The sequence below is a fragment of the Subtercola frigoramans genome (assembly GCF_016907385.1).
Classification (GTDB): domain Bacteria; phylum Actinomycetota; class Actinomycetes; order Actinomycetales; family Microbacteriaceae; genus Subtercola; species Subtercola frigoramans.
In genome coordinates this window covers 2,383,385-2,396,100 of the sequence record NZ_JAFBBU010000001.1, presented here as the reverse complement: position 1 = coordinate 2,396,100, position 12,716 = coordinate 2,383,385, and the positions used below count along the sequence as shown (strand labels likewise).

Sequence of the window (12,716 nt, the reverse complement as noted above, 5' to 3'; positions counted from 1 at the left end):
GCGAGTGAGCTTTCGTTCGTCTGGATGTTCGATGAATCCAACACGCCGTCAATCTTTGTCGAAGATATGTTCGGATCTTGCTAGTCTCCTACACAGCACGGTTTCTTCATGCGTTCTCCACAGAATGGCCTGTCCGCGGCAGCGATGTCGGTGGCACTGCCTAGCGTGGTGAATGTACGAAAGACCAGCGAAATCGCCTTGTCGTCAGCAGCATCAAACCCCCTCGAAGGGGTGTGAGAGCCGAGCGCGACAGCCTACAGGCACACCGATCGCGGCGCAGATCCAAACGAATCCTGGGTCAGGCGAGCAACTGATTGAAGGAGACCGCAATGCCCTCAGACGCCTCTCGTGAGAAAGCTCTCGAAACAGCACTCGCCCAGATCGACCGCCAGTTCGGCAAGGGGTCGGTGATGCGGCTCGGCAGCGACGAACGCGCCCCTGTCGAAGTCATTCCGACGGGCTCCATCGCCCTCGACGTCGCGCTCGGCATCGGCGGGCTTCCCCGCGGACGAATCGTTGAGATCTACGGGCCGGAGTCGTCGGGTAAGACCACGCTCACACTCCACGCGATCGCGAACGCGCAGCGAGGTGGTGGTATCGCCGCCTTCATCGATGCAGAGCATGCCCTCGATCCCGAATACGCAAAGAAGCTCGGGGTCGACATCGATGCTCTCCTCGTCTCGCAGCCCGACACCGGTGAACAGGCCCTCGAGATCGCAGACATGCTTGTGCGATCCGGATCGATCGACCTCATCGTGATCGACTCGGTCGCTGCGCTGGTGCCCCGTGCAGAGATCGAAGGTGAGATGGGCGACTCGCACGTCGGCTTGCAGGCCAGGCTCATGTCCCAGGCTCTCCGCAAACTCACTGGTGGCCTCAACCAGACCAACACCACGATGATCTTCATCAACCAGCTGCGCGAGAAGATCGGCGTCTTCTTCGGTAGTCCCGAGACGACCGCCGGCGGTAAGGCGCTCAAGTTCTACGCGTCCATTCGCCTCGACATCCGTCGCATCGAGACGCTCAAAGAGGGTACAGAGGCGGTCGGTAACCGTACGCGCGTCAAGGTCGTCAAGAACAAGATGGCTCCGCCCTTCAAACAGGCCGAGTTCGACATCATCTACGGAATCGGCATCTCACGCGAGGGTAGCCTCATCGACTTCGGTGTTGAGCACGAGATCGTGCGCAAGTCCGGCGCCTGGTACACCTACGACGGTGAGCAACTCGGGCAGGGTAAAGAGAACTCCCGTCGGTTCCTGAAGGAGAACCCCGATGTGGCCCTCGACATCGAGAACAAGATCAAAATGAAGCTTGGGCTTCTCGACGACCCGAATGCCCCCAAGGTGGCGGCCGGTGCAAATAATGTCGAGCCTCTGGCTCCGAAGATCGCCGCACGAAAGGGTGCGTAGGCTGTGACGGCGCGGGTGAGCTACCTCCCGGGGGTCCTCCCTGGTGCTCCTGCTGACGCAACTGACGGTGTGGCGGGTGACTCAGCCGACACAGTTGAGCCGCGAGAGGCGCCCATGAGTGAGGGTGAGCGCGAAGCATTCCTCGAGAATGTCGTCGTGCGAGCGCTTGCTCGCAAAGCCCTCTCTGAGTGGGAGGTGACGAAGCTGCTCGCGGCAAACGGAGTAGACGAGTCCGAGTTCGAGGTCTTCCTCGATCGCTATCGTGCCAATCGATACGTCGACGACGTCGACCTGGCCGAGAACCTCGTCGAATCACTGCATCGCCGTAAGGGATATGGGCGATCGCAGATCAAGAGCGAGCTTGCTGCCAGGCGTGTCCAACCCGAGATCATCACAGCCTCGCTCGGGGCGCTTGACGATGATGACGAACTTCAGCGAGCAACAGAACTTGCCGAGAAGCGTGCGCCCTCGCTTGCCAGGCTCGATGCTGCGACGGCTGAGCGGCGACTGACCTCGTTCCTCATGCGCAAGGGTTATCCCTCGGGAATCATCCGCACTGCGGTGAAGGCTGCACTCGAGCCTCAACCGCGCGGGGTCAGATTCCGATAGCACCACGTCCGGCATGGGCTCGAAGGGCCCACGCCGTCGTGTCGACCGTAGACTTGATCCACTATGAGCAGCATGACTGAGGCCCCCACGATCATCCTCCCGTCGTCGGCGGCGGTGGACGATGCGGGTCACGCCCGCACCTACGAGGTGCGCACGTACGGCTGCCAGATGAACGTGCACGACTCTGAGCGGCTCAGTGGATCGCTGGAGGCGGCAGGGTACATCCGGGCAGAGTCCGGTGAGGCCGACGTCGTGGTGATCAACACCTGCGCCGTGCGTGAGAATGCCGACAACAAGCTCTACGGCAACCTCGGGTACCTCGCGTCGGTGAAGAAGCGCCACGAAGGCATGCAGATCGCCGTGGGTGGGTGTCTGGCCCAGAAGGACAAGTCGGTCATCCTGTCGAAGGCGCCCTGGGTCGATGTCGTCTTCGGCACTCACAACATGGGTGCCCTGCCGAGCCTGCTCGAGCGTGCACGGCACAACGGCGAGGCCCAGCTCGAGATTCTGGATTCCCTGGAGACCTTCCCGTCCACATTGCCCACGAAACGCGACTCGAGCTACAGCGGCTGGGTGTCGATCTCTGTCGGCTGCAACAACACCTGCACCTTCTGTATCGTGCCAGCACTCCGGGGCAAGGAGAAAGACCGACGCCCGGGCGAGATCCTGCAGGAGATCCAGTTGCTCGTCGACGATGGCGCCATCGAAGTGACGCTCCTCGGCCAGAACGTGAACTCGTACGGCGTGGAGTTCGGCGATCGTCAGGCATTCAGCAAGCTGCTGCGTGCCGCAGGCGAGATTCCCGGGCTCGAACGCATCCGTTTCACGAGCCCTCACCCCGCGGCCTTCACCGACGATGTGATCGACGCGATGGCCGAGACACCCTCGGTGATGCCTCAATTGCACATGCCGTTGCAGTCCGGTTCGGATCGCATTCTGAAAGCGATGAAGCGGTCGTACCGCTCAGCGAAGTTCCTCGGAATTCTTGATCGCGTACGGAAGCGCATGCCTCACGCAGCGATCAGCACGGACATCATCGTCGGATTCCCGGGAGAGACGGAAGCGGACTTCCAGGACACCCTTCGTGTCGTCGAGCAGGCCCGTTTCGCCACGGCATTCACCTTCCAATACTCGATCCGTCCCGGCACGCCTGCAGCAACCATGCCTGACCAGGTGCCCAAAGCGGTCGTGCAGGAACGATACGAACGTCTGATGGCACTTCAGGACCGCATCGCCTGGGAGGAGAACGAGAAGGTCGTCGGCCGCCGTGTCGACCTCCTCGTTGCGAACGGTGAGGGCCGCAAAGACGCTGACACCCACCGAATGAGTGGCCGTGCCGAAGACAGCCGGCTTGTGCATTTCGACGTCCCCGAAGGATCATCGGTGCCACGCCCGGGAGATATCGTCTCCGTCGTTGTGACCGGAGCGAAGCCCTATTACCTCATCGCTGACTCGCTCGATGGTGTTCCTCTGGCGGTCCGCCGCACACGCGCGGGTGACGCGTTCGAGCGGGACCAGTCTGATTCCTGTGAAGTGCCGACGCCTACGTCAGTGGCAGACGGGTCCGGCGTCACGGCTCGGGTTTCGCTTGGACTCCCGACGCTCCGGGTCTCGACAACTCCGATCTACGACGACTCCGACGGACTGCGCTAGCGGAGGCGGCCCGTTTCGATGGCCACAGACATCATCGCCGTCGTCGGAGCGACCGGAACCGGCAAGTCAGAGCTCTCCCTCGACATAGCCGAACGACTCGCCGCGGCCGGTCAGAGCGCCGAGATCATCAACGCCGATGCGATGCAGCTCTATCGCGGAATGGACATCGGCACCGCCAAGCTGTCGCTCGACGAGCGACGCGGAATTCCCCACCACATGCTCGACGTTCTCGACGTGACTGCCGAGGGCTCTGTCGCGGCCTACCAGGCTGACGCTCGCGCTGCAATCGAAGGCGTGCTCGAACGCCACGCTGTGCCGATTCTGGTAGGCGGCAGTGGCCTCTATGTCTCCTCAGTCATCTTCGACTTCCAGTTCCCTGTGCGAGACGCGCGGGTCCGAGCCCGCTTGGAACAGGACCTTGCAGACAACGGCATCGGGATGCTCTACCGCCGTCTCGTAGAAGCCGACCCAGAATCAGCGTCGGCGATCGGCCAGCACAACGGCCGACGGATCGTGCGCGCCCTCGAAGTCATCGAACTCACGGGCGTTCCGGTGAGCGGCCAGCTCCCTGACCAGCCCGTTGCGTGGCGACCTTCGACAATCCTGGCTCTACGTCATCCGCGCGATCTGCTGGTGGAGCGGCTCGATCGGCGCGTGGAGAAGATGTGGGCCAAGGGTCTGGTCGATGAGGTCGAAGCACTGGTGCCACACGGGCTGGAACAGGGTGTCACGGCCAGCCGTGCGATCGGCTACGCCCAGGCATTGGCGCAACTGCACGGCACGCTGTCACAAGAGGAGGCGATCGCCGATGCGCAGGCCCTCACTCGTCGCTATGCGCGTCGCCAGGTCAGCTGGTTCCGGCGATATCGGGATGCCGTCTGGCTCGATGCCGACGACCCAAATCTGCTCAGGAATGCCGAAGCAGCGATAGGCATCTAGCAGCGCTCAGTGCGCATAGGCTTGTCACATGGCTTTAGATCTGCACTTCACCAAAGGCCAGGGCACCGGCAACGACTTCGTTCTGTTCTCCGACCCTGACGGCCTCATCGACCTGACGCCCGCGCAGATCGCCTCTCTCTGTGACCGTCACTTCGGTATCGGCGCAGACGGACTGATCAGAGCCGTGAAGTCGCAGAACATTCCGGCGGGTGCCGCAGCGCTGGCGGCCGACGACGCCGCGGAGTGGTTCATGGACTACTACAACGCAGACGGATCTGTCGCCGAGATGTGTGGAAACGGCATTCGGGTCTTCACGAAATATCTGCTCGAGAGTGGTCTGGCCGCGCTCGAGTCGGGGGACACCTTCGTCGTCGGCACGCGAGCGGGTGTCATCGACGTGCAGCGGAACCTCACGGGCTTCCAGGCCGATCTGGGGCGCTGGCGGCTCGAAGGCGGTGAGCCCCTCGTGCGGGCGAAGAACCTCCAGGTGGCTCGCCCGGGCCTGGGAATCAATGTGGGCAACCCTCACGTTGTTGTCGCGCTGGTCGACGAAGACGAGCTGGAGTCGGCCGACCTGACGTACGTGCCGCAGCTCGACCCCGAGCCCACAGAAGGTGCGAACATCGAATTCGTTGTGCCGCTTGAACCGCTCGTCAGGAATGGCGTCGGTCACATCCGCATGCGCGTGCACGAGCGCGGCAGCGGTGAAACGCTCTCCTGCGGCACGGGTGCCGTCGCTGCAGCCCTGGCGATCAGACACTGGGCAGGAGTCGGTGCGCCGAACCAGTGGCGCGTCGAGGTGCCGGGTGGAGCCGTGGGCGTGCGCATGTACGCCACAGAAGACGGCGAGCATGTCGCGTTGTCTGGCCCGGCAGAACTGGTCTACGAGGGCGACGTGACGCTCGCCTGACGCTGGCGCGACAGCGCTACGACTGATGAGGCTGACACCGACCGGTGAAGCCTGCGCACAGGCCTGATTTCAGACGCCCCCTGTGGAGCGGTCTACTCCACCAACGGCGAGGCGTGCAAGCGAGCACGCAGCACCCGGTACCCCTTGCTGGTGGCGGTGCGGGTCACGCTGAACCCGGCAGGCAGGGCTCCCTCGAGCCATCGGTGCAGCGAATCTGAACCGAGATTGCGTTGCACCACAAGCCAGGCATCGGAGCCGGGATCCAGGCGCGGCAACCACCGGAGCAACAAAGCGTGAAGCTCGTCCTTGCCCACTCTGATGGGCGGGTTCGACCAGATGGTCATGAAGAGCAGGTCGGCGGGAACATCGTCGGGCAGTACAGCGTTGATGTTGGTGAGGCCGAGTTTTGCGGCGTTGGTTCGCACCAGGTCGAGCGCACGCTCGTTGACGTCGACGGCCCACACCGTCGCGCGGGGTGAGTGCTGGGCCAGCGCGAGCGAGATCGGGCCCCACCCACAGCCGATGTCGAGAAGGTTGCCACCGGGCGGCGGCGCCGGAGTGTTTGCGAGAAGAACCTGGGTGCCAGCATCCACTCGGTCAGGGCTGAAGACGCCCCCGGCGGTCGTCGCGAGGAACGAGTGGCCGGCGATGGTGACCGGCACTTCTTTGAGCCTGAGTTCGATCGCTGGGCGAGCTGAGAAGTAGTGCCCATTGTCCGTAGCCATACAGGGAATGTAGCAAATGAGAGGGCTAGTCTTGAACGTAATGTTTGAACACGATTCAGTTTCGGCCGATGAAACGGCTCCACACGGCAGAACCACCACCGACTCGACCGAAGAAGCCAAAACGCCCAGCGGGTCAGAGACCCCGGCTCAGGATGCTGTGGGCCGCGTTCTGGCGCGCGCAGGTGCCCGCTCCTCAGGCTACGCACTCTTCACTCCCGGCAGCGCCCAGGCGTTGCAACGCGATGACGCGATGAGCGTGCGCGAGAATCACGATGGTGACCAGTATGACCTCGCCGACAGGCAGGCGCTTCGCCGGGTCGCCGGGCTCTCGACCGAGCTCGAAGACGTCACTGAGGTCGAATACCGCCAGCTGCGCCTCGAGAACGTCGTGTTGATCGGTGTGTACACGCAGGGCACGCTGACCGATGCAGAGAACTCGCTGCACGAACTCGCCGCTCTCGCCGAGACAGCCGGAGCCGCCGTTCTCGACGGTCTGTTGCAGCGCCGGGCGACTCCCGATCCGAGCACGTACTTCGGCAAGGGCAAGGCAGAAGAACTACGCGCGGTCGTCCAGGCGCTGGGCGCCGATACGGTGATCGCCGACAGCGAGCTTGCGCCGAGCCAGCGGCGTGCACTCGAAGACATCGTCAAGGTGAAAGTGATCGACCGCACTGCCGTCATCCTCGACATCTTCAGCCAGCACGCCAAGAGCCGCGAGGGCAAGGCGCAGGTCGAACTCGCGCAGCTCGAGTACCTCCTGCCTCGCCTGCGAGGCTGGGGTGACTCGATGTCGCGCCAGGCCGGTGGCCAGGTCGGTGGTGCGGGTGCCGGAATGGGCTCACGTGGCCCCGGTGAAACGAAGATCGAACTGGATCGCCGCCGCATCCATACCCGCATGTCCAGGTTGCGAAAGCAGATCGCGGCGATGAAGCCTGCGCGCGACGCCAAGAGGGCCAACCGCAAGCGCAACACCGTGCCGTCTGTTGCGATCGCCGGGTACACGAACGCTGGCAAGTCGTCGTTGCTGAACCGCATCACCGGCGCCGGCCTGCTGGTCGAGAACGCTCTGTTCGCCACGCTGGATGCGACGGTTCGTCGCACGCAGACCGCTGACGGCCGCGAGTTCACCTTCGTCGACACTGTGGGCTTCGTGCGGAGTCTTCCCACGCAACTCGTCGAAGCATTCCGCTCCACTCTCGAAGAGGTTGCCGATGCAGACGTCATCGTGCATGTCGTCGACGGTTCGCATCCTGACCCCGCGAGCCAGCTCACCACTGTGCGCGACGTGATCGGCGAGGCGGGAGCCAGAGGTATTCCTGAGCTGGTCGTCTTCAACAAGAGCGATCTCATCTCTGAGAGTGACCGGATCGTGCTTCGGGGCCTCGAGCCCCATTCGATGTTCGTCTCGGCACGCACCGGTGAGGGCATCGATGAACTCCTCGCTGCGATCGATGCTCTACTGCCGACGCCATCGGTCGAGGTCGACGTGCTGATTCCCTACGACAGGGGTGATCTGGTGTCACAGATGCACCAGCACAGTACCGTGCTGAGCACCGAGTACGAAGAAGGTGGAACCCACGTGCACGCGATGGTCACCCCTGAATTCGAGGCGCAGCTCCTGGAATTCAGCGTCGATTCCGTTCGGTCGTCGCAGGCCTGACGGCGAGCCACTCTGCCCGAATGCTCCCGAACAGGGAGACTTCGGGCAGAACGGCCATTGGCCGCCTCGCTGTTCTCGAAAACGTTGCCTTCGAAAGCGGGGGCTGTGCGCCTAGACCGAACGCAGCACTGCGACGACTTTGCCCAGAACGGTGGCGAAATCGCCGAGGATGGGTTCGAAATTCGAATTGCGGGGCAACAGCCAGGTGTGGCCATCTCGCTGACGGAAGACCTTCACCGTGGCCTCGTCGTCGAGCATGGCAGCAACGATGTCGCCGTTCTCCGCTGTCTTCTGGGTTCGAACAACGACCCAGTCACCGTCGCAGATCGCTGCGTCGATCATCGACTCGCCAACCACCTTCAACATGAAGAGCTCACCTTTGCCCACGAGCTGGCGGGGGAGTGGATAGATCTCCTCCACCTGTTGTTCGGCGGTGATGGGGATACCCGCCGCGATGCGGCCGACCATCGGCACCAGTGCCACATCGCCGTGGGGCGTCGATGAGTCGGTGGCAACGCTGTCACTCTTCGGAATGTCGATGAGGATCTCGAGCGCGCGCGGCCGGTTCGGGTCACGGCGAAGGTATCCGCTCAACTCGAGCTGATTCAACTGGTGCGTCACGCTCGAGAGGGAAGCGAGCCCGACAGCGTCACCGATCTCACGCATGCTCGGCGGATACCCCTGCTGGTTAACAGCCTCGGAGATCACTTCGAGGATTGCCAGCTGTTTCTCGCTGAGTGATTTTCGCCTTCGCGTGCCGCCGCGTTCGCTTGTCATGTTCTCTCACTCTCATCGGATACGACGTCGCATCGCACACCGGTTGGCTGCGGGTTGATCTTCGTCGGCGACCCAATGTCAGTGGGTGGGGTTTCACTGTCAGTGGGCAAGTTCAAAGTTTCTTTCGACAATCGAAACTGTATCGAAAACCGAGCCCAGAGCAAACAGGTGTTCGAGTGTGTCGCGAAATCGGGGCACATTTCGTGCTTGTTTATTCGAACAATCGAAGATATATTCGGAACAAAGCTTCGTATGCGGCCCTCCCGGCCGAGGGTCGCATACGAATACACCCCAGGAGGTCACGATGACTGCACTGAATTTCGCACCAGGCCCTCACGTCCCGCGTGCCCTGTCCGGTCCCGTGCGAGTCCGCCTCCGTCTCACCCGTCGCGGCCGGGTCCTCCTCGGTACTGTCGCTTCGTTGGCGCTCATTGGTACGCTGGCGGCCTTGGCGTTGTTCGGTGGTGCCCCCGCAATCGCAACATCGAACGAGTCGTCCAGTACCTTCACCTACATCACGGTCCAGTCAGGGCAGAGCCTGTGGTCCATTGCCCAGAGCATCGATCCGTCAGGCGACCCGCGCGACGTGATCGCAGCCATCGAGAGCCTGAACCAGCTGCCGTCGTCAGACGTACAGCAAGGCCAACGCCTGGCTCTTCCCAGCGAATACGCGCGGTAGCGCGAAACTACCCACCGCAGCGCTCGCGTAGCTGCGTCGGTGTGGTCGGGCGTGCGAAGGCTGATCTGGCCGCCGCGCTACCATTGGTTGCGTGAGTTCCACTAGCCCTGACGGCGATTTCAGTGACCCAAGACCGTTCTCTCTGGCAGACCTGCCCATCCGAGATGACCTGCGCGGACTGACTCCGTACGGGGCGCCGGAGCTCAAGGTCAAGGTGGCTCTCAACGTCAACGAGAACACACACCCGATTCCTGAGGCCGTTGCGCGCTCGATCATCGAAGCCTTGGCCACTCAGCTCCTCACGGTCAACCGATACCCCGATCGGGAGTTTCCGGCGCTTCGCGACAGCCTGGCCTCCTACCTCGGCCACGGGCTCACGCGGGAGAACATCTGGGCTGCAAACGGGTCGAACGAGGTCCTGCAGCAGATTCTCCAGGCATTCGGTGGCCCCGGCAGGTCGGTGCTCGGATTCCCGCCCACGTATTCGATGCACTCGATCATCGCTGCAGGAACCGGAACGGAGTGGATCGCCGGCGAGCGCGACGCCGGATATGAGATCTCCCCGCAGACCGCGGTCGACTGGGTCACCCGTACCGATCCCGATCTGGTCTTCTTCTGTTCCCCCAACAACCCGACGGGTACAGCCATAACGCTCGACACCATTGCCGCCGCCTATGACGCCACCGACAAAATCGTGGTCGTCGATGAGGCGTATGCCGAGTTCGGTCTCGCAGGGGATCCGACCGCACTCTCCTTGCTTCCGGGCCGTGACCGACTGATAGTGACTCGCACGATGAGCAAGGCGTTCGCGTTCGCCGGCGCCCGACTCGGTTACCTGGCGGCGGCTCCGGCCATCAGCGACGCCCTCAGACTGGTTCGGTTGCCCTACCACCTCTCTGCACTGACACAGGCGGCAGCGGTCGCAGCTCTTGCCCATGCACCGGAGATGCTGGCCATGGTCGACGACATCAAGCGGCAGCGCGACCGTATCGAAGACGCACTTCGTGAATTGGGCTACACGCCCTTCCCGAGTGCGTCGAATTTTGTGCTGTTCGGGGGAGTGCCCGATTCCCATGAACTGTTCGAGCAGCTTCTCGAGCGCGACATCATCATCAGGGATCTCGGCATCCCCGGGCACCTTCGTGTGAGCGCGGGTACCGAAGATGAGACGACAGCGTTCCTCGACGCCATGAGAGATCTCACTCCTTCGCGGTAGCGGTCGACAGTGTCTCGCCGCGTCGGCCATCGCCGCACGCGCGGTCGACAACGGCCGGGGCCGATAGACTTTTTCGCATGTCGACAGAACCCCGTACTGCCAGCCTGACGCGCAAAACCAGCGAATCGAGCATCCAGCTCTCACTGGACCTCGACGGTACCGGCACATCGCACATCGACACCAGTGTCCCGTTCTTCAACCACATGCTGACGGCGTTCGCCAAGCACTCCCTCACCGACCTCACCGTGACGGCTACCGGCGACACCGACATCGACGTGCACCACACTGTCGAAGACATCGGTATTGTGCTGGGACAGGCCATCCGGCAGGCGCTCGGCGACAAGAGCGGCATCTCGCGGTTCGGTGACGCACTCGTGCCGCTCGACGAGGCGCTGGTCCAGGCCGTTGTCGACATTTCGGGTCGACCTTTCGTGGTGCACAGTGGTGAGCCTGCAGGGTTCGAATTCCACCTGATCGGCGGCCACTTCACCGGTTCCATGGTTCGCCACGTCTTCGAAGCGATCACCTTCCACGCCGGACTCACAGTGCACATCACTGTGCTCGGCGGGCGCGATCCGCACCACATCGCAGAGGCCGAGTTCAAGGCGTTCGCCAGGGCCTTCCGTTTCGCCAAACAACTCGACCCCCAGGTTTCGGGCGTTCCGTCGACAAAGGGCGCGCTGTGACCTCTCGCAAAGTTGTCGTGCTCGACTACGGCAGCGGCAACGTGCACTCGGCAGTGAAAGCGCTGGAGCGGGTCGGAGCCGAGGTCGAACTGACGGCCGACCGACGGGCAGTCGCTGAGGCCGACGGTCTGCTCGTGCCGGGCGTCGGGGCGTTCGACGCCGTCATGCGTGCGCTGGAGTCGGTGCGTGGTGGCGAGCTGATCGACAAACGGCTTGCCGGCGGCAGGCCGGTGCTGGGCATCTGTGTCGGCATGCAGGTGCTTTTCAGTCGTGGTGTCGAGCGCGGGGTCGACACCGAAGGCCTCGGCGAATGGCCGGGCACGGTCGACGAGCTGAAGGCGGATGTTCTGCCCCACATGGGGTGGAACACCGTCATCGCGCCGGAGGAATCGAGGCTCTTCGCCGGAATCGCTGACGAGCGCTTCTATTTCGTGCACTCGAACGCCGCCCAGACCTGGGAGCTCGATGTACAGCCTCCGCTTCCCGCCGCGTCGGTCACCTGGGCAGAACACGGTGGCCGGTTCATTGCTGCTGTGGAGAACGGCCCCCTTTCAGCCACCCAGTTCCACCCGGAGAAGTCCGGGGAGGCGGGAATGCAGCTCCTGTCCAACTGGCTCCTCACGCTCTGACCCGGTACGACCAATTCGCCTGTCGCTTCGTTCGACTGAACCTCACCCTCATTCCCAGCCTGAAAGCACCTGAACCCGATAATGACTACACCCGCCCCAGCCCTCGTTCTCCTGCCTGCAGTCGACATCGCCGACGGGCAGGCCGTGCGCCTGACCCAGGGCCAGGCCGGAACCGAGACCAATCACGGCGATCCTGCTGACGCCGCGGCTGACTGGGTCGCGCAGGGAGCAGAGTGGATCCATCTTGTAGACCTTGATGCTGCTTTCGGCAGAGGCAACAATGTCGACGTCATCCGCCGAGTCATCGCCCAGGCGACCGGGATCAAGATCGAGCTCTCGGGTGGCATCCGCGACGACGCGTCCCTCGAGCATGCGCTCGAAAGCGGTGCCACGCGCATCAACCTCGGCACGGCAGCGCTGGAGAACCCCGAGTGGGCGGCCAAGGCGATCGCGCGATTCGGCGAGGCGATCGCGGTCGGCCTCGATGTGCGGGGTACGACGCTGGCGGCGCGCGGCTGGACGGAAGACGGGGGAGACCTCTGGGAGGTGCTCGCGCGCCTCGAGGACGCGGGCTGCGCACGGTATGTGGTCACCGACGTCACCAAGGACGGCACGCTCAAAGGCCCGAATGTCGAACTGCTCAAGCAGGTCATGCAGAAGACCGACAAGCCCGTCATCGCCTCCGGCGGAATCTCGAGCCTCGACGACCTGGTCGAGTTGCGTGCTCTCGTCGCCGAGGGCCTCGAAGGCGCGATCGTCGGCCGCGCCCTCTACGCAGGGGCTTTCACCCTCGTCGAGGCACTCGCGGTCGCGTCAGACTGACC

13 protein-coding genes are annotated in these 12,716 nt (G+C 63.3%); 11 read left to right on the top strand and 2 right to left on the bottom strand.

All coding sequences use genetic code 11. From position 1 onward, the window contains the following. Positions 1-329 precede the first annotated feature (329 nt). The 5 genes from recA to dapF all read left to right on the top strand — a co-directional run bounded on the left by recA (position 330) and on the right by dapF (position 5,520). Positions 330-1,409 carry a recombinase RecA gene (recA, locus tag JOE66_RS11195; protein ID WP_205109477.1) on the top strand — a complete coding sequence of 360 codons (1,080 nt, stop codon included), beginning with the start codon at positions 330-332 and terminating at the stop codon, positions 1,407-1,409. A gap of 114 nt (positions 1,410-1,523) precedes the next feature. Then, positions 1,524-2,018, top strand: a complete 495-nt coding sequence (locus JOE66_RS11190) for a regulatory protein RecX (RefSeq protein WP_205109475.1) — start codon at positions 1,524-1,526, stop codon at positions 2,016-2,018. Positions 2,019-2,081: 63 nt separating this feature from the next. Next, entirely contained in the window at positions 2,082-3,671 is a 1,590-nt protein-coding gene (gene miaB / locus JOE66_RS11185; RefSeq protein WP_205109473.1) for a tRNA (N6-isopentenyl adenosine(37)-C2)-methylthiotransferase MiaB, read from the top strand. 18 nt (positions 3,672-3,689) lie between these two features. Then, positions 3,690-4,610 (top strand): tRNA (adenosine(37)-N6)-dimethylallyltransferase MiaA, encoded by a 921-nt coding sequence (miaA, locus tag JOE66_RS11180; protein ID WP_205109471.1) that lies wholly within the window; start codon positions 3,690-3,692, stop codon positions 4,608-4,610. A 28-nt stretch (positions 4,611-4,638) separates the two neighbouring features. Beyond that, positions 4,639-5,520 carry a diaminopimelate epimerase gene (gene dapF / locus JOE66_RS11175; protein WP_205109469.1) on the top strand — a complete coding sequence of 294 codons (882 nt, stop codon included), beginning with the start codon at positions 4,639-4,641 and terminating at the stop codon, positions 5,518-5,520. A 92-nt stretch (positions 5,521-5,612) separates the two neighbouring features. Here dapF and JOE66_RS11170 read toward each other — a convergent pair whose 3' ends face one another. Further along, a complete protein-coding gene (locus tag JOE66_RS11170) occupies positions 5,613-6,245 on the bottom strand; it encodes a class I SAM-dependent methyltransferase (RefSeq protein WP_205109467.1) in 633 nt (210 codons plus the stop codon). Positions 6,246-6,285: 40 nt separating this feature from the next. Here JOE66_RS11170 and hflX point away from each other — a divergent pair, with 40 nt between their 5' ends. Beyond that, the gene (hflX, locus tag JOE66_RS11165) at positions 6,286-7,905 is read left to right on the top strand and encodes a GTPase HflX (RefSeq protein ID WP_205109465.1); all 1,620 of its coding nucleotides are present in this window, start codon (positions 6,286-6,288) and stop codon (positions 7,903-7,905) included. A 111-nt stretch (positions 7,906-8,016) separates the two neighbouring features. Here hflX and lexA read toward each other — a convergent pair whose 3' ends face one another. Further along, complete coding sequence (lexA, locus tag JOE66_RS11160; protein ID WP_205109462.1) at positions 8,017-8,682, bottom strand: transcriptional repressor LexA; 666 nt, start codon at positions 8,680-8,682, stop codon at positions 8,017-8,019. A 304-nt stretch (positions 8,683-8,986) separates the two neighbouring features. Between lexA and JOE66_RS11155 the strand changes: the two genes are divergently transcribed. From JOE66_RS11155 to priA, 5 genes are all read left to right on the top strand, one after another. Then, the gene (locus JOE66_RS11155; protein ID WP_205109460.1) at positions 8,987-9,361 is read left to right on the top strand and encodes a LysM peptidoglycan-binding domain-containing protein; all 375 of its coding nucleotides are present in this window, start codon (positions 8,987-8,989) and stop codon (positions 9,359-9,361) included. A gap of 91 nt (positions 9,362-9,452) precedes the next feature. After that, positions 9,453-10,577 carry a histidinol-phosphate transaminase gene (locus JOE66_RS11150; protein ID WP_205109458.1) on the top strand — a complete coding sequence of 375 codons (1,125 nt, stop codon included), beginning with the start codon at positions 9,453-9,455 and terminating at the stop codon, positions 10,575-10,577. A 77-nt stretch (positions 10,578-10,654) separates the two neighbouring features. Continuing rightward, positions 10,655-11,263, top strand: coding sequence for an imidazoleglycerol-phosphate dehydratase HisB (hisB, locus tag JOE66_RS11145; RefSeq protein WP_205109456.1), 609 nt, complete (start codon positions 10,655-10,657; stop codon positions 11,261-11,263). Continuing rightward, complete coding sequence (gene hisH, locus JOE66_RS11140) at positions 11,260-11,892, top strand: imidazole glycerol phosphate synthase subunit HisH (protein ID WP_205109454.1); 633 nt, start codon at positions 11,260-11,262, stop codon at positions 11,890-11,892. The genes hisB and hisH overlap by 4 nt, the downstream gene beginning before the upstream one ends. Before the next feature lie 81 nt (positions 11,893-11,973). Then, the gene (priA, locus tag JOE66_RS11135) at positions 11,974-12,714 is read left to right on the top strand and encodes a bifunctional 1-(5-phosphoribosyl)-5-((5-phosphoribosylamino)methylideneamino)imidazole-4-carboxamide isomerase/phosphoribosylanthranilate isomerase PriA (RefSeq protein WP_205109452.1); all 741 of its coding nucleotides are present in this window, start codon (positions 11,974-11,976) and stop codon (positions 12,712-12,714) included. Positions 12,715-12,716 lie beyond the last annotated feature (2 nt).